We start from the raw sequence: 19889 nt of genomic DNA, 5'->3' as shown, positions 1-19889 counted from the left end.
TCCGCACGCGATGCTAGTCCTCGTATTGACGCCTACGTCACACCTTCGCCGACACCAACTGGTCCACCGCGTGAACACTCAGCACCTCGTCGAGCACCATCGCGGCCGTTCCGATCACCGCCGAGTGCCCGCCGTGCGCGGCGGCCACCACGTCGAGCCGGCGCGTGGCCATCGCCGAGGCGTTGCGGTAAAGAGTTTCGCGAAGACCGGCGACGAACACGTCGTAGGCCGCCGCCATGTCGCCTGCGATGACGAGGACGGCCGGGTTGAGCAGGTTGACCGCCGCGGCGACCACCTCGCCGACGTGGCGCCCGCTGTCGCGGACCATGCGCCGTGCCTCGGGGTCGCCGGCGTGGACGAGCTCGACGACGTCGCGCATGTGCCGGACGTCGCGGCCCTGCTGTTGCAGCCGGTGCACCAGCGCCCAGCCGCCCGCGACGGCCTCGAGGCACCCCGTGTCGCCGCAGCGGCACGGAAGCCCTTCCGCCGCAGGGGTTTTGTTGTGCCCGAACTCGCCCGCCGCCTCCGCGGCGCCACGCTGCAGCACCCCGCCGGAGATGATGCCGGCCCCCAGGCCGGTGGACGCCTTGAGCACCAGGAGGTCGTCCAGGCGCTCCAGCTCCCCGCCGCGCTCGCCGATGGCGATCGCATTGGCGTCGTTGTCCATCAGAACGGGCACCCCCGACAGCAGTTCGCCGAAGTAGGGCCGCAGCTCGACACCGTCCCAGCCGCGCAGGATCGGCGAATCGCGGCTGCAGCCGCGCACCCGATCGACGGGGCCGGGCAGGCTGAGACCGACGCCGTAGACCGGCACGTCGGGGTGCTCCTGCAGCAGCACGTCGAGCCGCTTGACGACGTCGGGCATGAGGTCGTCCGGGCCCAGCGCGACCTCCTGCTCGATATCGCTGGTGGCGATGACCTCGCCCGCGAGGTTGCACACCGCCATCCGCGTCCGGCTGATGCCGATCGCGACGCACAGCACGATGCCCGCGTCCGCGTCGAACGTCAGCATGGTGGCCGGGCGACCACCGGTCGACGCCGCCTGCTCGCTTTCGGCGACCAGACCGAGCTCGGTGAGCGACGCCACTCTGGATGCCACGGCGGTGCGGGAGAGTCCGGTCAACTGGCCGAGTTCGGTGCGCGTGGTGTCACGCAACTCCCTGATCAGGACGAAGACGTCGCCGGCGCTGGCCATGGGATCGATTGAACACGGAAATCGTAAGCTCCGCCACTTTCGCCCTGAAAATGCAAAAGTCGTTTTACATTCCTGCTTAAGTGGACCTACCGTTGTGCACGTGACTCGAACCGTGCCCACCCGGCCCACGCGACCCTCAGCGGTGGTCGCGCCCGACCCCACCATCCGGTGGCTGGCCGTATTCGCCCTGGCCGTGGGCGGATTCGGCATCGGCACCACCGAGTTCGTCGCGATGGGCCTCCTGCCCGACATCGCCGCCAGCCTCGACATCACCGAGCCCACGGCCGGTCACGTCATCTCGGCGTACGCGCTGGGTGTCGTCGTGGGAGCACCCCTCATCGCCGCGCTCACCGCGCGGGTACCCCGCAAGACGCTGCTGCTGGGCCTGATGGTGGTCTTCACGCTCGGCAACCTGGCCAGCATCTTCGCGCCCACCTACGGCACGCTGATGGCGGCGCGGTTCATCGCGGGCCTGCCGCACGGCGCGTACTTCGGCATCGCCGCACTGGTGGCGGCGCACCTGATGGGCCCGCAGAACCGGGCCAAGGCCGTCGCGCACGTGCTGACCGGTCTCACGGTCGCCACGGTGCTCGGCGTGCCGGTGGCGTCGTGGTTGGGACAGCACTTCGGCTGGCGCAGCGCGTTCGGACTCGTCGTCGCGGTGGGCCTGGTGACGCTGACGGCGATCTGGTTCTGGCTGCCGACCATGAACACGATGCACGTGACGAGCCCGCTCACCGAACTCGGCGCGCTCAAGCGCCCGCAGGTACTGCTCGCGCTACTCGTCGGCATGATCGGGTTCGGCGGCATGTTCGCGGTGTACACCTACGTGTCGACCACGCTGACCGACGTCGCGGGACTGTCCCGCGATCTGATCCCCCTGGCGCTCATGGTCTTCGGCGTCGGCATGGTCATCGGCAACCTGGTCGGCGGCAAGATGGCCGACAAGTCGGTGATCGGTTGGCTCTACACCTCGCTCGCCGCGCTCGCCGTGGTGCTGGCGGCCTTCGTCGCCGCAGCGCACAACCCGTGGACGGCGCTGGTCGGACTGTTCTGCATCGGTGCCGTGGGCTCGTCCATCGCGCCCGCGCTGCAGTCCCGGCTGATGGACGTGGCGCAGGACGCGCAATCGCTGGCGGCAGCACTGATGCACTCGGCGTTCAACTTCGCCAATGCGACCGGCGCGTGGATCGGCGGCGTCGTCATCGCCGCGGGCTACGGCTACACCGCACCCGCCGCCACCGGCGCGGTGCTCGCGGTCGCCGGGATCGTGGTGCTGACCCTGTCGGTGCTGCTGCAGCGACGAAGCCGCTGACTCAGGCTCCGACCGAGGGGTGTACGACGGGCCGGTACCCGTTACGCAGCGCGGTGACGGACAGGTCGGGCGTCACCACCGGCGCCACTCCCGACACCGGCACCGGATCGACGTAGCCCGCTGGCGTCCAACGGCGCAGCGCGCCTTGCCATTTCAACCGCGGCTGGTCGTCCACCAAGACGAACACGCCGTCGGGCAGCGCGTCGACGTCGCGGATGATGCGATCCGCATCGCGGGATTCGCGTAGCCGCTCGTTCAGTTCGGGTGCGCCCGAGATCCGCACCGCTTGCAGGTAGGCCCGGTAGTCGGAGCGTCGGCATTCGGCGCACGGTCGATGGCCCGCCGCCAGCGCAACTGCCTCGTCGAGGAAGAACAGTTCGGTGTAGCGGCCGGGCGTCATCACCTCGCGACGGCGTCCTTTGAAGTCGAGCACGCAGATGATCCAGAGCATCGAGTTCGCCGCGCGCACGATGCGCCGCTGATCATCGTGTAATCGGCCGCGGTTTCCCATGTACATCCCACGCGCGGTGGCGGCGATCAGCTCACCCCGAGGCGTCACCCGGTTCTGCAGGGGCATGCCGCGAAGGTAGCGGGCACGTTCGCAGATCGTCACCTGAATTCGAGGGCGTCGTATGCCACTGTGGAGTGATGAACGGACTGCGCTGTATCGGCCTCGTCGGCACCGTCACCGCCGCCGCCGCGCTGCTGACGTCGATGCCCGTGGCGATCGCCGCACCGTGCGCCGACGTCGAAGCAGTGTTCGCGCGCGGCACCTTCGCCCCGCAGGGTTTCGGAGGCATCGGCGATGACTTCGTGAGCGCGCTGCGGTCGAAGCTCAGCGATAAAGCCGTCAACGCGTACGCCGTGGTGTACCCGGCGAGCACCGATTTCCCGACGGCGGTCGACGGCATCCGCGACGCGGCCGATCACATCGAGGACGTCGCGACCCGCTGCCCGAACACCAAGCTGGTGCTCGGCGGCTATTCGCAGGGCGCCGCGGTCATCGGGTTCACGACCGCCAATGCCGTGCCGGGCGGCGTCGACCCCGCCGAAGTGCCGGAGCCGATGCCAGCGGCCGTCGCCGACAAGGTGGCTGCTGTCGTGCTGCTCGGCAAGCCCGACCCCGAGTTCATGGACCTCATCGGCCAGCCACCGGTCAGCGTCGGCCCGGCGTACGCGGCGAAGACGATCGAACTGTGCGCGCCCGGCGACCCGATCTGCAGTGACGGCGGCGACGGTTCGGCGCACAGCAGCTACTCGAGAAACGGCATGGTCGATCAGGCGGCGACTTACGCGGCCAGTCGGGTCTGAGCTCGCGACTCGGAATCCGACGACGCGAAACCCGGCCCAGCGTCGGCAGATTCAGTCTCGCGAGCGAAGAGGCGCCGACCTGCTCGTCAGCGGTGCACGTCGGTCACGGTGACGGTGATCGTCGCGTCGGCGACGTCACCGATGACGTCGGCGACGACGGCCGCGCACCGTTCCCGAACCCGAAGCGCCGCGCCCTGGGCGTCGGCCAGGTAGCGGCAGCTCAGATCGATCGAAACATCAAGCAGTGCACCGTCTCTCGATTGCGCTCGGATGTCGGTGACCTTGTAGTCGAGGCCGCCTCGCAGGGCCCGGCTCAACAGGTTCGTCAGCGCCAGATCGCTGACTCGGAGCACTCCCCGTGCGCCGCCGGGCTCGGGATCGACCACGTCGAGCGGCCAGCCCCCGCGCGGCGTGGTGCGGACCGCGGCGATGACGTCGCGTTCGATCGCCTGCCAGCCCGGTTCGGGCACCACGCGCAGAATCCTCGCTGCCCGATTGACGAGCTCGTACTCACCTTCCGACCGTGCTAACGCCATTGCTGAAGCCTCTTTTGCAGTGTGGCGCGGGCTCGATGGTGGTGACCCCGCGCGCCGTCCGCGCTCATGTCGAGGATGGTCCCGATCTGGGGGAACGTCAACCGCTCCACTTCTCGGAGCGTCCACACCGCTCGCTGCCGCGGCGGTAATTCGGCGAGCGCGGCCTCCATGGCCTCCAGGAACGCGGTGTTCGAGGCGACAGCGAAGGGGTTGCTCTCCGCATCGTGACTCACGGGGTCGATGAGGCGGTCGTCGATCGGAATCGCGCGTTTGACGCGGTGTGAGTCGACGACCTTGCGAGCGCATATCGCGAAGAACCACGTCTGCGGACTCGATTCGCCGCGGAAGGTCCCGATCTGTCGCCACGCGGCGACGAAGGTCTCCTGCACAATGTCCTTGACCGCGTCCGCGTCGCGGGTCATTCGCCGTGCGTAGCGGTACAGACCGGGGCCGTAGCGACGGACGAGCTCCTCGAACGCCTCGGCGTCTCCCGCGCGTGCCGCCGCCACCAGGGCTCTGTCGTCGACGGCCTCCGGGTCCGCTTCCACAGCGTCGTCTGTGAGCACCTGCGCCCTCCACCTGCACCATCGGCGCCGAGCGCACCGTCCAGAAGTATTCGCAGCCGGAAGTTCCCTGTCGCTTGTGGCGTGAAACACACGGCCCCGGCGTTCGGTTTGCGCCACCGCACCCGTCCCACCCTGCGTACGAAGAAGTCACGCTTCAGAGAGGATGCTGAAAATGGCAACCACCACCCAGGATTCGTCCACCGCTCCCGCTGTCGCCACCGGTGCCAACGGCCCGCTGACCACCAGCCACGGTCGCACCACCATCGCCGACACGGTCGTGTCGAAGATCGCCGGGCTCGCCGCACGTGAGGTGAACGGCGTCCATGACCTCGGCGGCAACACCAGCCGCGCCGTCGGGGCGCTGCGCGAGCGGATTCCCGGTGCCTCCACCAACTACGCACAGGGCGTCTCGGTCGAGGTCGGCGAGAAGCAGGCCGCCGTCGACATCGACATCGTCGCCGAGTACGGCGTGTCCATCTCGGACCTGGCGTCGGGCATCCGTCGCAACGTCATCGCCGCACTCGAGCGCATGACCGGTCTGGAGGTCGTCGAGGTCAACATCACCGTCCACGACGTCTACGTCGCCACCGAGGACGACGGTGACGTCGAGTCCCACCTGGCGCGGGTCGAGTAGTGACGCTGGACCCCTCATCGGTTGCCGACACGGTCGCGGACGTCGTCCGCGCCGTGCCCGGCGTCGCCGATCTGCATCCGGGCATGTTCGGCGAGGTCGCCACCTATCTGCCCGGCCGACGTGTCGTCGGCGTGCGCGTCACCGACGCAACCGTCGACGTCCACGTCACGGTGTCGGCGGACGCACCCGTCCGGCCGACAGCGGCGGCGGTGCGCGCGGCAGTGGCCGCGGCCCTGCCCGATCACGTCGTCGACGTCACCGTCGAGGACGTGGCCACCAACCCGACAACGGTTACCCCATCCGAAGGAGTGAGATGACTACTGCGACCGCAGGCATGCTCGCCGGCGTACTGCTCGGCGTTGCCGCCGCCGCCGGCGGATTCACCGGTTTCCTACTGGCCCTCGTACTCGGCGTGATCGGGTACGTCGTGGGTGGTCATCGGGACGGTGAGTTCGACGCCACCACCTGGCTGCAGGGCCGGGGTCGTGGCTGAGATCGACCAGGAGGTCGACCCGGCGGAGCGTGGGCGCCTCACGATCCGGCACCGGGCCGTTGAGCACATCACGGTGGCGGCGGCCCTGAACACCCCCGGTGTCCGCCGCCACGGCAGCGGACTCGGCAGGCTCGCAGGTCGTGAGCTACCGCGGGTCGACGTCGACGTCGCGGGCGACCGCGTTCGTGCGGACGTGGAGGTGGCCGTGGAATGGGGCCGATCCCTCGCCGCGACCGCGACCGCCGTCCGCCGTGACGTCACCCGCGCACTGTCCGACCACAGCGGTCTGACCGTCGACGGCGTGAGAGTTCACATCGCGGCAGTCATCCCGCCCGACACCACGTCGACTAGGAGTCTGGAATGACCATCACCGAGTCCCGTCCTACCGATGCTGTGACGACACCTCGGGCGCGTGCTCCACTCGGTGCGGCGAAGTCCGCGTTCGTGGCCGCGTTCCTGGCACTCGTGCTCATCGCGATCGGTGCACTGGGTGTTCGTGACGCAGCGGTGGCCGCGGGCTGGCTGCGCGGGGAACCGTTGATCCCCAAGGCTTTCGACGCGATTTCCGAGTTCGGACCGCAGCCCTGGATGGTGCCCGCCGGTGTAGCACTGGCGTTGTCGGGTATCGTGCTGGCCGCGGTCTCGCTCCTTCCGCGGCGGCCGACCGCCGTCGCCGTCCAGGCCGGCACCGCGGTGTACGTCGGTCACGGTGACGTCGCCCGCGTCGCGTCGGCCGCCGCGCTCGACGTGCCCGGCGTCCTCACAGCCACCAGCACCGCCTCGGCGCGCAAGGTCGTCGTGCGATGCCGCGCAACCGGACACGGTGACGACGTGCGCGCACTCGTCAACGAAGCGGTTTCCGACGCGCTCGAACCCCTGCGCCACACGCCTCGTATCGCCGTCCGCATTCGTCAGGAGGACCGCTCATGACCCGCCTCGCCGTGGCATTCGACCGCGTGGCCACTCTGCTGGCCGGCCTCATACTGCTGGCCGCCGGCGCGGCGGCGGTCGCGTGGCAGCGTGGCGCTCTGGTGGACGGACGCAGCCTGTCGTTCGGCCCCGCGGCCGACGCGACCCGGACGGACTGGTGGCCCTGGGCTTCCGGTGGCGTCGGCGCCCTCCTCGTCATCCTCGGTATCCGGTGGCTGCTCACGCACCGGCCCGCCAGGAAGGCGTCGCGCGTCACGCTGGAGACGCCGGCCGCGAGCCTCCCGCGCAGCACCGCCGACGCGGCCTCGGTCGCACACGCCGCAGCCATCACGATTCGACGAGATCCCGCGGTTCTCAAGGCGAGTGGGGCGGCCGTCATCGAGCGCGGTACACCGACGGTGGCGATCACCGCGACGGTGACCGCGCGCCACGGCCTGCATGCCGGCGCACGGGCCGCCGACGAGACGGCTGACGTGGTGGGCACCATGCTCGGTGCCGCCGTCGCCGTCCGGACGGTGCTGCGCGTCGATTCGAAGAAGGCGCGCGGCCCGGTCGCCTGACTCGCTTTCCCGGGTCGGGCCGAGTTCGGCACACGGACCTCCTATCTGCGCCAAGATTGGCGTCGATAGGAGGTTCCATGTCGTCCCACCTCGAGGTGTCGAAGCCGTCCGGCCGCGAGTTGGTCCCGTTGACGGGCCAGCGGGTCACGATCGGCAAGGCGTCGACCAACGCCGTGTCGCTGGACCACGACGACACCGTGTCACGGCTGCACGCCGTGCTCGAACACCTCGAGTTCGCCTGGTCGATAAGGGATCTCGGGAGCCGCAACGGCACCTACATCAACGGCGAGCGGATCACCGCGGAGCGGGTGCTGCGCTCGGGTGACGAGGTGCGGATCGGGAAGTCGCGGCTGATGTTCTGGGAGGTGAAGGACGGCGGAGGCGGCAAACTCGACGAGGAGACGGTCTCAGCCGCACCGCACGACGTCCCTCCGCGGTTGACCAGGCGAGAGCTCGACGTCCTGATGGTGCTCTGCCGCCCGCTGGTATCCGACAACCCCTTCCCCGAACCGGTGTCGGTGAAGCAGATGGCGGGCGAACTGTTCGTCAGCGAGGCCGCGATCAAACAGCATCTGCAGAACCTCTACGACAAGTTCGCCATCCCGACGGAGGGTGACCGCCGCGTCCGGCTCGCCAACGAGGCGTTGCGGCGCGGCGCCGTGACGATCGCGCAGTTGCGCGACGGCGGCACTACCTGAAGTCGAGCGCCTGCACCGTCGCGACCGCACCCTCGTGGGTCGGTCGGTCGGCGCCGCCGATGACGTAGAGGGTGTCGCCGACCGCTGCCACCACCTGACCGTGAACGGGAGTTGCCAACGGCGCCAACGAGGTCCACTTAACGCCGGTGATGTCGTACATCTCGACGGTCGGCAGCACGCGGGTCGGAACCTCTCCGCCCACCGCCACGATGCGGCCCTCGACGACGGCGGCGCCGTAGCTGCCGCGCGGTGTCGGCATCTCGGGCAGTGACTCCCACGTTCCCGAGGCCGGGTCGAACCGCTCGAAGGCGCCCGAGTTCTCGTCGGAGCTCAGCTCGCGGCCGCCGACCGCGTAGACGTAGCCGCCGTCCGAGACCGCGGCCAGATGTTCCCGCGGCACCGGCAGTTCGGCGCCCTCGGACCACGAGGTGCCGTCGAAGATCTCGGTCGGCGGGACGAGTTGCTTGTCGTCCTGACCGCCGAGCACCACCAGCTTGTCGCCGACGACGGCCGCCGCCGCGGCGGCCCGGCCGTGCTTCATCGGAGGCAGCTCCGTCCAGCTCCCGTTGCGGAACGCGAAGACCTTGTCCGATGCCTCGGCGAGGTTGTCGCTGGCACCGCCCATCACCACGACCTCGCCGCGATACGTCGTCGCCGTCGCGTGGTGCAGTGGGATCGGCAGGGCGGGCTGCGGTTGCCACGCCCCGGTCGCCGGATCGAAAGTCTCGACCGTCGCCAGCGTTTCGCCGTCCCGAATGCCGCCCGCGACCCAGATCTTCCCGTCCAGCACGGCCCAGGCCATCATCAGCCGGGGGGTCGGCGCGTCCGGGAGGACGCGCCACGCGGCCGCGGGCTGCGGGATCCGCGGTGGCAGCTTCAGTGCCTCCGCCGCCGGGGTGACGTCGTCGTCCGAGGCGCCGGTGGAGCCGCCGATCGCGTACACGTTCTTCCCGACGGCGGCGACGGCCATTCCGTGCCGCGCGGTGGCGAGGTCGGGCAGCGAGCTCCACGTCGTCATCGCGAGGTCGAAGGCGGCGACGGTGTCGGACGCCTTTCCGCCGGACTCGCCGCCGACGGCCACCAGCCGGCCGTCGACGATCGCCGCGCCGAGATCGCTGCGCGGCGCCGGCATGTCGGTGAGGGCGGTCCAGCGGTTCGCCGCCGGGTCGTAGGACTCGACCGTCGCCATCGCGGCCGTGCCGTTCGTGCCGCCGACGGTGTAGACCGTCTCGTCGTCGGACGCAACGGCCAGCAGTTGACGCGGCGTCGGGATCGGCGCTCCGAGCGTCCAGCCCGACCCGTCGAAGATCTCGGTGGTGTTCAGCAGCTGCCCGTCGGTGCCGACGCCGCCGGTCACGATGATCCGGTCACCGACGACGGCGGCCGCCGCGGCCGCCCTGGGCTGGAGTAGGGGCGGCAACTCGACCCACTTGCTGTTGACCACGCGCCAGACCCGATCGGTGGCGACCTTCGTGTCGGCGCCCTCGGTACGCCAGCCACCCAGCACTACCGGGGTGCCGGACCAGGTCACCGCCATCGCGTGCTGCACGGGGACGGGCAGATCGTCGCCGCCCTTCCAGCTGTCGATCGGAGGATCGAAGCCCTCGTGCGCGCCGCTCACCTTGCCGTCGGTCCCGACTCCGCCGAACACCCAGATGGTGCCGTCGGCCTGCGTCGCCGCGACCCCGGTACGGGCGACGCGGGCATCGGCGATCGACTTCCACTCGGGTGCGGGGGGCACGTTGGGCGCCGCTGTCTGCGACGGGTTCTGGGCTGCGTCACCGCCGTCCTTCGGAGCGGCAACGATGTACACGCCGCTGACCACCAGCGCCAGCGCGGCGAGCACTGCGAGCACCGCGATCAGAATGCGTTTGCGACCCGAATTCGGTTGTGATGCAACGGGTTCGGGCCCCGCCGACGGTGGGGCCGACGGCGGCGGGGGCGGTGGCGGAGGCGGCTGCGACTGCGGTGGCTGAAACGCTTGTCGCGGCGGGCTCGAGGCGCTGAACGCAGCGGTGTGCGCGAACATGCCGGGGTCGGAATCGCCGGACAGCGGCGCCTTGATCGGACCGGAACCCGTTATCACCGGGTCGATTCGAGTAGCGGGCGCGTGCGATCCCAAGCCGCCTACGACCGCGTGCTCACCGCTGACAGCGGTGCCACCGGAAAGCGCCATGTGGTCCGTCGGGAGTCCGAGCTTGCGCTGCACCAGTTGCAGTGCACGGCCGAACTCCTCGGCCGTCGCGTACCGGGCGGCCGGTTCGGCTGACATGGCCTTCTCGATCACCGCGCAGACATCGGCCGGGATGCCGTTCATGCGCATGTCGGGAACGGGCTCCGACGTGATGCGCAGATAGTGCGCGATGAGTTCCTCGTCGGTCTTGCGCTCGTAGGCGGCCTGACCGGCGATCACCGCGAACATCGTCGATGCGAGCGAGTACACGTCCGCGCAGGCGGTCGGCGGCTTTCCACCGAGCACCTCGGGCGCGGTGTAGGACAGCGTGCCGGTGAAGAACCCGGTGATGGTCTTGTAGCCCCCGGCGATGCGAGCCGTGCCGAAGTCGCTCAGTTGCGGTTCGCCGTACTCGTTGACGAGGACGTTGCCCGGTTTGATGTCGCGGTGCAGAGTGCCGGTGCGATGGGCGGTTTCGAGCGCGCCGCTGAGTTTCACGCCGAGGCGGAGCGCGTCGGGCCAGGACATCGGACCCTCCCGCCGCACCCGGTCCGCGAGGGATCCCGATGCGTGGTACGGCATGACGATGAACGGCCGGTCACTCTCGGTGACGCCCACCTGCAGGATGTTGACGATGTTCGGGTGGCCGGACAGCCCACCCATCGCGAAACCCTCGCGCAGGAAGCGTTCCCGGTCGGCCTCGTCGAGTTCCGATCCGAGCACCTTGATCGCGACGCTGCGGCCGAGCGCCATCTGCGTGCAGCGGTAGACGACACCGCCGCCACCCCGGCCGACCTCGACGGCATCGTCGAACCCGGCGGCCGCCAGTTCCCACACGATCCCGCCCGCCATAATCCCCATCCCTCAGCTAGAACCCCGTATACACCCGCACCTAAAGGTACCGAGGTGTTGTTCGGAATAAATGAAATATTCGTTTCATGATCGGTCGACCGTCCAGCCGTCCTCCTCGCCGTTCCTCGCGCTTTGGACCGCCCACTCGGCCGTCTGCGCAGAACCTCCCCCGGTGAGCACGATGGCGAGCACGCATTCGTTCAACACGCTCGCGCCGGACTCGTGGATGAGGTTGCGGCAGATCGATTTCGGTGCAGCGTCTGCGGGCGAGCCGGCTGAGCCGAGGTGTCGCCCGACATACTGAGCGACATGACCGTCACCGTCGACGAACTCGTCGTTGCCGACCCACCCGAGGCGTGGAGGCACGCCGGGTTCACCGTCGACCCGGACGACGTCTGCCGGGTCGGCGGGGTCCGCGTCCGACTGGTCGGCCCGGATCGGGGTGCGGGCGTTCTCGGGTGGGCGTTGCGCGGGCTACCCCGCAACACGGCCCCGGACCTCGACGGCGTTCCGACGACGCCGTCTGACGCCGACCCCGGCACCCCTGCCGAGCACCCGAACGGCGTCACCGGGATCGACCACGTGGTGCTGCTGTCCCCGAACCTCGGTCGGACCGTCGACGCGCTCGCCGCGATCGGGGTCGCACCGCGCAGGGAGCGCGACGGCGAACTCGGCGGCCGCCCGATCCGCCAGATCTTCTTCCGGCTGGGCGAGGTGATCGTCGAGGTCGTCGGTTCACCCGACGACGCGGGTGACGGCCCGTCGACGCTCTGGGGGATCACCTACGTGGTCGGGGACCTCGACGCGACGGCCGCGTTCTTCGGTGAGCGGACGTCCGCGGTCAAGGACGCGGTCCAGCCGGGCCGCCGGATCACCACCCTCCGGCACCGCGACCTCGGCATGTCCGTTCGGACCGCGATGATCTCGGCGCGTCGGTGAGTGCGCCGCCCGGCACGCCTTATTCTCGGCGCATGACCGACGACCGCGGCCCCGTCTTCGACGGAATCCGCATCGGTAGGCCCGCAACCGGCGCGCTCGTCGACGCCGGCTACCGCACGGTCGCGGATCTGCCGTCAGATCTCGAGCAGCTGCTGTCGCTGCACGGCGTCGGACCGAAGGCAGTGCTGCTGCTCCGACAGGCTCGGGTGGACTGACGGTGGACGACGAACCCGTGATCATCCACACCGACGGCGGGTGCCGCCCGAACCCCGGCCCCGGTGGTTGGGGTGCGGTTCTGCGCCATCGCAAGCACGTCCGCGAGATGTGCGGCGGTGAGCCGGGCGAAACCAGCAACAACCGGATGGAGCTGATGGCGCCGATCATGGCGCTCGAGGCCCTCACCCGGCCGGTCGTCGTGCATCTGCACACCGACAGCACCTACGTCCGCAACGGCATCACCAAGTGGGTGTTCGGCTGGGAGCGCAACGGCTGGCTGACCGCCGCGAAGCAACCGGTGAAGAACGTCGACCTGTGGCAGCGGCTGCAGGCCGCGTGCGCGCGACATCGGGTCGAGTGGTTCTGGGTGAAGGGTCATTCCGGCGTCGCGGACAACGAGTTGGCCGACGTGCTGGCCACCCGCGGTCTTCAGGAGGCCGTCGCCGGGACCCGCTGACGGCCCGACGTTCTGCGCGTCCCTCGCTCTGGCGAGTGTGGACAGCAGGGGCCAAGGGGGTGGCAGGCCGCAACCGCGTCGCGTGCGTGGACCTGGACGACGCGGAACCGCGGCCGCGGGTTGTCAACGTGCTTTAAGGGTCTCGGACGTCAACCGCGTGGAGTCGGTCTGCGGCCTGCTGCACCTTGCGGCGCGACGGTGTGACGTCCATCGCGAGGACGCCGTTCGACTTGGCACCGCGGCGACACCGGTGTCAGGCTGTAGGCAATGTTTGCGCGAAACGGTGAAAGCGCCGCTGATAACGATGTAACCGGCATCACACTGTTTGCTGGCCGCATCGGTTGGTACCTGCGCGCACTCGGTGTCAACCCGCTGGTCCGCGCGGTCGACCGGCTCGAAGCCCTCGCTGTCATCGGCGTTCTCGCCACCGCCCTGTTCGCGATTCCCGCGGCGGTGTCGGCGGGGACCCTCGTGCACGACAGCGGCATGCGGACGGCTGCGGAGCAGGCGCAGAGTCGGCACTCGGTGCAGGCGACCGTCGTCGAGGGCATCGGCCTCCCGACGGACCTGGACACCCCGGCCTACGTCCAAGCGCAGTGGCGCGAAGGGCAGCAGACGCGTTCCGAGTCCGTTGTCGGACCCGCCACGATCAAAGCGGGCGACCAGATGACGATCTGGCTGGACCGAAGCGGCAAGGTCGTCGCCGCGCCGCTGACGACGAGCGACGCCGAGTTCAACTCGATTGCCGCCGCGGGGACCCTCTGGGTGAGCATCGTGATGTGCAGCGTGCTGGCCGCGTATCTCGTCCGGCGCGTGCTGGACCGCTCCCGAGACCGCCTGTGGGAGCGTGAAATTCGTCTTCTGGCGCACAACGACGACGGCTGGGCCAACCGGCACTAACCGGCGTGGCGAAACCTGTTGCCGCCGGCTCGTTTCGCGTTGTACATCGCCTCATCGGCGGCCACGACCAAGCGGTCGACGCGAGCACCGAGGTCGTCACCGTGCAGGGTCCGGATCTCGGCGCTCGCCGTCCCCACGCTCGCTGTGATCGGTACGGGGAGGTCGGCGATCGCGTCGCAGATCCGGCGGGACAACAGCGCCGGATCGTTGGTCCGGCACGCGGCGGCGACCACGAACTCCTCACCCCCGAGCCGGGCGATGACCGCGGTGGTGTCGAAGACCGCCGCCCCCAGCGCACGCCCCACCGACACCAGTGCGTCGTCGCCGGCCTGGTGACCGTGAGTGTCGTTGATGCTCTTGAAGTCGTCGAGGTCGACCATCGCGACTACCAGGTGCGGTCGCACCGTGGCCGCCACCATCTTCGCCGTGTGCTGTTGAAAGGACCGCCGGTTGAGCAACCCGGTAAGCGGATCGCGGTCCGCCTCCTCGAGGTCGACGCCCAGCGCGCGGATGAGAACGTGAATCGATACCGGCATGACGATGTTGATCTGGAGAACCAGGAAGAGGTCGACCGCGGCGAGCGCGAGGTGCCCCTCGGCGATTACGCGTGCCGCGGCGATCGCGGCCACGATGGCGGCCAGGGCGAAGTGGCAGAACACCAGTGCCGAGGAGTGGAAGAACGCGATGTAGGCGGCGATGATCGCGAACGCGATGCACCCCGTGAGCGCACCCTGAGGGTTGGGGTAGGACAGGCAGGCCAGTGCGACCGAGGTGCTCGACACCACGGCGTAGGCCGACGACTGTCGTCGGGTCGGCCATCGCAGCGCCCACAGCAGCGCACCTGCGACCCCACCGACGAACGCGGTCCACATCATCGCGGCGGCGAGGCCGCGCGGGCCGTCGACACTGCGCAGAAGTGCCAGCAGACATACGGCGAGCGATGCGGAGACCAGCGCCATCATGACCCGAACGGCGCCGGCCATCTGACGTGCGGCCAGGTAGTCGGTGATCCACTCGTAGTGGTTGGCCCGGAGGAGCCACCTGCTACTCGGTACCGCGGCCGTCATCGTCGTCGCCCTTGCCTCTGAAGTCAGCAAATTTACGTCGAGGGTACATGGCAGCCGCGAACATGCCAGTGAACTGCAAGAACGGGATGATTAGCCGAGCGTTTCGTACCATCGGTCAGCAATCGTCGCTCCGGCTAGATCCCCGACTTCCCGAGTACGGGGTCGACCCCTCGCCGTGCATCGACGACCATGAGCGCCACCGACAGCGAGGTCATCGACTCCGCATCGTCCAAGTCGACGCCGAGCGTCCGCTCGATCCCGGCCAGCCGCTTGTAAAGCGACGGCCTGCTGATGTGCCGTCGGGCGGCCAGCGCCGCCTTGTTTCCGGCGAGACTCAGATACTCGCGAAGCAAGTCGACGTCGCCTGCCGCGCCGAGATCCAGCAGCGGCTTGAGTTCGGTTTCCGCGAACCGCTGCACGCGCGCGTCATCACCGAGCAGTGCTATCAGTCCCCGGAGACGGACGTCGGATGCGCGGTAGTACCACCGCGGGTTCGGCGGCATCGCCAGCGCCACCTCGGCGACGTGGGCGGCCTCGGCCACCCCGCGAATGGCGTCGGTGAGTTCGGGTTCGGGCGTCCCGACCGCGCACACCGTCCGGGTGATGCCGCCGACGCGACGGACGTCGGCGTCGAGACGTTCGCCCATGTCGGCCAACGCCTTGTCCACGCCGCCCCTGGAGGAGTTGAGCGCGAGCACGGCCGCGATCTCACCGTCCCGCCGTCCTGCGAACAGCCCGGTGTGGCCCGCTGCATTCACCGCGTGCGCGACGGCGTCCAGCAGTTCGGCGTTACGTCGTTGCGTGACAACGGGATCCCTGGCCAACCGGGAACGCGCCACGCGGACCACGACGGGCTGGTAGCGCGATGCCTTGCGCAGTCCCAACGCGTGCGCTCGCGCGGCAGCGTCTCGTTCATCGGCGACGCGCCCCTGCAGCACGTCGTCGATCAGCCCGCTCTGCGCCTGCTGGTGCAGCCCGCTGCGACTCCGCTCGACCATCCGGCTCATCGCCAGCGCAGCCGAGGCTCGCTCCAGCACCATCGACGTCCGGGCGCGGTGATCGGTGGCGACGGGCACGATCAGCCGCCCCCACTCCTCCCCGCGCGGACCTACAGGAGTCACGGCCCAATCGGCGGGCGTCCCTCGCGATCGCCGCTCCCAGTCGTCGAGCAGATCCGCGGCGCTGCCACCACTCGTCGCGACCGCCTGATGCGCGAGGTCCTCCAGCACCACCGACAGATTCAGCATGCGCGATGCCGCGTCGATGATGCCCCCGATGGACGCTCGCCTCATGCTGAGTTCGGTGAAGGTCTCGTGCACGCGGCGGTCGAAGGCCACCTCGTCGTACTGATCCGCGACGATGCGCCGGTGCACCACCTCGGTCACGCTCACGAACTTGATCTGTCGGTGCAGCGTGACAAGCGCCAGGTCGAGCTCGTGCGCAAGCGCCGGAAGCGACGCGGGGATCGTCGGCATCGCCCTACCCAGTTCGACGACCAGGCCGAGGGCCCCGGCGTGCGCCAAACCCTGCAGGTACCGCTTGGGGGCGCGCCCGAGTCCGACACCGGTGGTGAACACCAACTCGCCGCCCTGCAGCATCGACGGCAGGTCGGCGACGTCCCCGACGTGCAACCAGCGGATGGGATCCGACCACCGCGAGCTGCTCAGCACCTCAGGGTCCCCGCGCTGCACCTCCGGGAGGCCGATCACCTCACCGACGGTCATGGCCATTTACACAGTGTATCCGTGTGGGCGGAATCGGATACATAACGTAACCACAACTCACGATCACGAGCGGCGACAATGGACGCATGGCGAACACGATTTCCCATTGGGTTGATAACGCCCCCTTCGACGGTTCGAGCAGCGCGACGGCGCCGGTGACCAACCCGGCCAGCGGCGAGGTGACCGGGCAGGTCGCCCTCGCGACCGTCGAGGACGCCCGCCACGTCATCGACGCCGCCGCCGCGGCGTTCCCCGCCTGGCGCGACACCTCGCTGGCCAAACGCACCCAGATCCTGTTCACCTTCCGCGAGTTGCTCAACACCCGCAAGGGCGAACTCGCCGAGATCATCACCAGCGAGCACGGCAAAGTCGTCTCCGACGCCCTCGGCGAAGTCGCCCGCGGCCAGGAAGTCGTCGAATTCGCCTGCGGTATCCCGCATCTGCTCAAAGGCGGCTACACCGAGAACGCCTCCACCAAAGTCGACGTCTACTCGATCCGCCAGCCGCTGGGACCGGTCGGCATCATCTCCCCGTTCAACTTCCCGGCCATGGTCCCCATGTGGTTCTTCCCCGTGGCGATCGCCTGCGGCAACACCGTGGTGCTCAAACCCTCGGAGAAGGACCCGACCGCGTCGTTGTGGATCGCGAACCTGTGGAAGGACGCCGGCCTGCCCGACGGCGTGTTCAACGTCCTGCAGGGCGACAAGACCGCCGTCGACGAACTGCTGACCAACCCCAAGATCAAGTCGATCAGCTTCGTGGGCTCGACCCCCATCGCGCAGTACGTCTACGCCACCGCCACCGCGGCGGGCAAACGCGTCCAAGCCCTCGGCGGGGCCAAGAACCACGCCGTCGTCCTGCCCGACGCCGACCTCGACCTGGCCGCCGACGCCATGGTCAACGCCGGCTTCGGCTCCGCCGGCGAACGCTGCATGGCCATCAGCGCCTGCGTGGCCGTCGGCCCCATCGCCGACGACCTCGTCGCCAAGATCGCCGAACGCACCACACCACTGAAAATCGGCGACGGCACCACGGACTCCGACATGGGCCCCCTGGTCACCAAAGCCCACCGCGACAAGGTCGCCTCCTACATCGACGCCGGCGAAACCGACGGCGCCAAAGTCGTCGTCGACGGCCGCACCATCTCAGAAGACGGCGCCGACAGGGATTCCAGCGGCTTCTGGCTGGGCCCCACCCTGCTCGATCAGGTCACCCCCGACATGAGCGTCTACACCGACGAGATCTTCGGCCCCGTCCTCTCAGTGCTACGCGTCGAGACCTACGACCACGCCCTGGAACTGATCAACACCAACCCCTACGGCAACGGCACCGCCATCTTCACCAACGACGGCGGCGCCGCCCGACGCTTCCAGAACGAAGTCGAAGTCGGCATGGTCGGCATCAACGTCCCCATCCCCGTCCCCATGGCCTACTACAGTTTCGGCGGCTGGAAAGCCTCCCTGTTCGGCGACAGCCACGCCCACGGCATGGACGGCGTGCAGTTCTTCACCCGCCAGAAGGCCATCACACAGCGTTGGCTCGACCCCAGCCACGGCGGCATCAACCTCGGCTTCCCCGAAAACCAGTAGGTCGCTTCCCGTGACACTCGCCATCGACACCCTGCCCAACGGCCTCACCACCGACGAGGCCCGCCAGCGCGCCGCCCGAGCCTACGCGCTGGACCGGGCACACGTGTTCCACTCGTGGTCGGCGCAGGCCGAGATCACGCCCATGACGATCACCGCGTCGCAGGGCAGCCACGTGTGGGACGGCGAGGGAAACCGGCTGCTGGACTTCAGCTCTCAGCTCGTCAACACCAACATCGGTCATCAGCACCCGAAGGTGGTAGCGGCGATCCAGGAGCAGGCGGCCACGCTGTGCACCGTGGCTCCGCAGTACGCCAACGACGCCCGTTCCGAGGCGGCCCGGCTGATCGCGGAGCTGACCCCCGGCGATCTGAACAAGGTGTTCTTCACCAACGGCGGCGCCGACGCCAACGAGCACGCGGTGCGGATGGCGCGGCTGCACACCGGCCGCTATAAGGTGCTGACGCGCTACCGGTCCTACCACGGCGGCACCGACACGGCGATCAACATGACCGGCGATCCCCGCCGGTGGCCCAACGACCACGGCACCAGCGGCGTCGTGCACTTCTTCGGGCCGTTCCTGTACCGCTCGCACTTCCGCGCGACGACCGAGGCCGAGGAGACGGAGTTCGCCTTGGCGCACCTCGACGAGGTCATCCGACTCGAGGGTCCGTCGACGATCGCGGCGATCGTGCTGGAGACCATTCCCGGCACCGCGGGCATAATGGTTCCGCCACCGGGATACCTCGCGGGAGTGCGGGAGATCTGCGACCGCTACGGCATCGTGTTCATCGCCGACGAGGTGATGGCGGGCTTCGGTCGCAGCGGCGCGTGGTTCTCCGTCGATCACTTCGACGTCACGCCCGACCTTCTGACGTTCGCCAAGGGGGTCAACTCCGGGTACGTGCCACTGGGCGGGGTGGCGATCAACTCCGCCATCGCCGAAACCTTCGCGCACCGACCGTATCCGGGCGGCCTGACGTACTCGGGCCACCCACTGGCCACCGCCGCCGCCGTGGCGACGATCACCGCAATGCGGGACGAGGGCGTCGTCACCAACGCCGCCCGTGTCGGCGAGGAGGTTATCGGCCCCGGCCTCCGCGACATCGCCCGCCGCCACCGCAGCGTCGGCGAGGTCCGAGGGCTCGGCGTGTTCTGGGCCGTCGAACTCGTCGCGGACCAGTCGACGCGAGAACCGTTGGCACCGTACGGTTCCAGCAGCGCGGCGCTGAACGAGACCGTCGCGGCCTGCAAGTCGCGCGGGCTGCTACCGTTCGCGAACTTCAACCGCATCCACGTCGTGCCGCCGTGCACCGTCTCCGACGACGAAGCGCGGGAAGGTCTCGAAATCCTCGACGCCGCATTGGACGTCGCCGACAGCCACGTCTGAGGGCGGATCTCCGCGCGCAGGATCGCTATTCGGGAGGCTAACCCGACTACGTGTTCCGCTCGGCCTCACTGCGCGCCTCCGCGCCGCTCTCCTGCACGTCGGCGTCGAACTGCGGACTCGTCCGGCCAACGTAACTGCCATCCTGGTCATCGACGTTCGCGCGCGACCCTGCGACCCCGGCGTCGGGCTTCACGTCGGATTCGGCCTTCTCCTGGCGCGCGGCACGGTTGTCGCGAGCCGTGCCGGCCAGATCGCCCACTTTGTTCTTGACGTCATCGATGAAGCTCATCGAGTGGCAGTACCCGCGGTGAATGGCCTGAACCGGTTTGGCCATCGGCAAACCGGGA

General features: G+C 69.2%; 23 protein-coding genes. 15 read left to right on the top strand and 8 right to left on the bottom strand.

What is annotated here, in order from left to right:
* Positions 1-37: 37 nt before the first annotated feature.
* Positions 38-1195 (bottom strand): ROK family transcriptional regulator, encoded by a 1158-nt coding sequence (locus NM203_RS05990; RefSeq protein WP_255058794.1) that lies wholly within the window; start codon positions 1193-1195, stop codon positions 38-40.
* A 100-nt stretch (positions 1196-1295) separates the two neighbouring features.
* Here NM203_RS05990 and NM203_RS05985 point away from each other — a divergent pair, with 100 nt between their 5' ends.
* The gene (locus tag NM203_RS05985) at positions 1296-2510 is read left to right on the top strand and encodes an MFS transporter (RefSeq protein ID WP_255058793.1); all 1215 of its coding nucleotides are present in this window, start codon (positions 1296-1298) and stop codon (positions 2508-2510) included.
* Position 2511: 1 nt separating this feature from the next.
* Here the strand turns inward: NM203_RS05985 and NM203_RS05980 are convergent, their stop codons facing one another.
* A complete protein-coding gene (locus NM203_RS05980; RefSeq protein WP_255058792.1) occupies positions 2512-3087 on the bottom strand; it encodes a hypothetical protein in 576 nt (191 codons plus the stop codon).
* Positions 3088-3158: 71 nt separating this feature from the next.
* Between NM203_RS05980 and NM203_RS05975 the strand changes: the two genes are divergently transcribed.
* A complete protein-coding gene (locus NM203_RS05975) occupies positions 3159-3821 on the top strand; it encodes a cutinase family protein (protein WP_408633300.1) in 663 nt (220 codons plus the stop codon).
* 86 nt (positions 3822-3907) lie between these two features.
* Here the strand turns inward: NM203_RS05975 and NM203_RS05970 are convergent, their stop codons facing one another.
* Both NM203_RS05970 and NM203_RS05965 read right to left on the bottom strand, forming a co-directional pair.
* Positions 3908-4294: a hypothetical protein gene (locus NM203_RS05970; protein ID WP_255058791.1), complete on the bottom strand. Its 387-nt coding sequence runs from the start codon at positions 4292-4294 to the stop codon at positions 3908-3910.
* A 53-nt stretch (positions 4295-4347) separates the two neighbouring features.
* The gene (locus tag NM203_RS05965) at positions 4348-4923 is read right to left on the bottom strand and encodes an RNA polymerase sigma factor (RefSeq protein WP_255058790.1); all 576 of its coding nucleotides are present in this window, start codon (positions 4921-4923) and stop codon (positions 4348-4350) included.
* A 172-nt stretch (positions 4924-5095) separates the two neighbouring features.
* On the opposite strand from NM203_RS05965, the gene NM203_RS05960 reads away from it, so the two are divergent.
* The 7 genes from NM203_RS05960 (at position 5096) to NM203_RS05930 (ending at position 8238) form a co-directional block, all read left to right on the top strand.
* Positions 5096-5557 carry an Asp23/Gls24 family envelope stress response protein gene (locus tag NM203_RS05960; protein WP_255058789.1) on the top strand — a complete coding sequence of 154 codons (462 nt, stop codon included), beginning with the start codon at positions 5096-5098 and terminating at the stop codon, positions 5555-5557.
* Positions 5557-5874 carry a hypothetical protein gene (locus NM203_RS05955; RefSeq protein ID WP_255058788.1) on the top strand — a complete coding sequence of 106 codons (318 nt, stop codon included), beginning with the start codon at positions 5557-5559 and terminating at the stop codon, positions 5872-5874. Before NM203_RS05960 ends, NM203_RS05955 begins: the two co-directional genes overlap by 1 nt.
* On the top strand, positions 5871-6050 hold the full coding sequence (locus tag NM203_RS05950) for a hypothetical protein (protein WP_255058786.1): 180 nt from the start codon (positions 5871-5873) through the stop codon (positions 6048-6050). The genes NM203_RS05955 and NM203_RS05950 overlap by 4 nt, the downstream gene beginning before the upstream one ends.
* A complete protein-coding gene (locus tag NM203_RS05945; RefSeq protein ID WP_255058785.1) occupies positions 6043-6414 on the top strand; it encodes an Asp23/Gls24 family envelope stress response protein in 372 nt (123 codons plus the stop codon). The genes NM203_RS05950 and NM203_RS05945 overlap by 8 nt, the downstream gene beginning before the upstream one ends.
* Positions 6411-6980, top strand: coding sequence for a DUF6286 domain-containing protein (locus NM203_RS05940; protein WP_255058784.1), 570 nt, complete (start codon positions 6411-6413; stop codon positions 6978-6980). The genes NM203_RS05945 and NM203_RS05940 overlap by 4 nt, the downstream gene beginning before the upstream one ends.
* On the top strand, positions 6977-7540 hold the full coding sequence (locus NM203_RS05935; RefSeq protein ID WP_255058782.1) for a hypothetical protein: 564 nt from the start codon (positions 6977-6979) through the stop codon (positions 7538-7540). Before NM203_RS05940 ends, NM203_RS05935 begins: the two co-directional genes overlap by 4 nt.
* Positions 7541-7617: 77 nt before the next feature.
* Positions 7618-8238, top strand: coding sequence for an FHA domain-containing protein (locus tag NM203_RS05930; protein ID WP_255058781.1), 621 nt, complete (start codon positions 7618-7620; stop codon positions 8236-8238).
* Here NM203_RS05930 and NM203_RS05925 read toward each other — a convergent pair.
* Positions 8231-11263, bottom strand: a complete 3033-nt coding sequence (locus NM203_RS05925; RefSeq protein ID WP_255058779.1) for a serine/threonine-protein kinase — start codon at positions 11261-11263, stop codon at positions 8231-8233. The genes NM203_RS05930 and NM203_RS05925 overlap by 8 nt on opposite strands.
* A gap of 309 nt (positions 11264-11572) precedes the next feature.
* Here NM203_RS05925 and NM203_RS05920 point away from each other — a divergent pair, with 309 nt between their 5' ends.
* The 4 genes from NM203_RS05920 (at position 11573) to NM203_RS05905 (ending at position 13775) form a co-directional block, all read left to right on the top strand.
* Positions 11573-12202: a VOC family protein gene (locus NM203_RS05920; RefSeq protein WP_255058777.1), complete on the top strand. Its 630-nt coding sequence runs from the start codon at positions 11573-11575 to the stop codon at positions 12200-12202.
* Positions 12203-12234: 32 nt separating this feature from the next.
* The gene (locus NM203_RS05915) at positions 12235-12417 is read left to right on the top strand and encodes a helix-hairpin-helix domain-containing protein (protein ID WP_255058776.1); all 183 of its coding nucleotides are present in this window, start codon (positions 12235-12237) and stop codon (positions 12415-12417) included.
* Between the two features lie 2 nt (positions 12418-12419).
* Positions 12420-12875 carry a ribonuclease HI gene (rnhA, locus tag NM203_RS05910; protein WP_255058775.1) on the top strand — a complete coding sequence of 152 codons (456 nt, stop codon included), beginning with the start codon at positions 12420-12422 and terminating at the stop codon, positions 12873-12875.
* Between the two features lie 267 nt (positions 12876-13142).
* On the top strand, positions 13143-13775 hold the full coding sequence (locus tag NM203_RS05905; protein ID WP_255058774.1) for an Rv1733c family protein: 633 nt from the start codon (positions 13143-13145) through the stop codon (positions 13773-13775).
* Here NM203_RS05905 and NM203_RS05900 read toward each other — a convergent pair.
* Together NM203_RS05900 and NM203_RS05895 are read right to left on the bottom strand one after the other, a co-directional pair.
* Positions 13772-14842, bottom strand: coding sequence for a GGDEF domain-containing protein (locus NM203_RS05900; RefSeq protein ID WP_255058773.1), 1071 nt, complete (start codon positions 14840-14842; stop codon positions 13772-13774). The genes NM203_RS05905 and NM203_RS05900 overlap by 4 nt on opposite strands.
* A 134-nt stretch (positions 14843-14976) precedes the next feature.
* The gene (locus NM203_RS05895) at positions 14977-16572 is read right to left on the bottom strand and encodes a PucR family transcriptional regulator (RefSeq protein WP_255058772.1); all 1596 of its coding nucleotides are present in this window, start codon (positions 16570-16572) and stop codon (positions 14977-14979) included.
* 80 nt (positions 16573-16652) lie between these two features.
* On the opposite strand from NM203_RS05895, the gene NM203_RS05890 reads away from it, so the two are divergent.
* Positions 16653-18155 carry a CoA-acylating methylmalonate-semialdehyde dehydrogenase gene (locus NM203_RS05890; RefSeq protein ID WP_255058771.1) on the top strand — a complete coding sequence of 501 codons (1503 nt, stop codon included), beginning with the start codon at positions 16653-16655 and terminating at the stop codon, positions 18153-18155.
* A 10-nt stretch (positions 18156-18165) separates the two neighbouring features.
* Positions 18166-19542, top strand: coding sequence for an aspartate aminotransferase family protein (locus NM203_RS05885; RefSeq protein ID WP_255058770.1), 1377 nt, complete (start codon positions 18166-18168; stop codon positions 19540-19542).
* Between the two features lie 46 nt (positions 19543-19588).
* Here the strand turns inward: NM203_RS05885 and NM203_RS05880 are convergent, their stop codons facing one another.
* Entirely contained in the window at positions 19589-19831 is a 243-nt protein-coding gene (locus NM203_RS05880; RefSeq protein WP_408633308.1) for a hypothetical protein, read from the bottom strand.
* Positions 19832-19889 lie beyond the last annotated feature (58 nt).

The organism is Mycolicibacterium arenosum, from assembly GCF_024320865.1.
Taxonomy (GTDB): Bacteria; Actinomycetota; Actinomycetes; order Mycobacteriales; family Mycobacteriaceae; genus Mycobacterium; species Mycobacterium arenosum.
Note: the sequence above shows the minus strand (reverse complement) of the source record. Positions and strands in the feature narration are given on the sequence as shown.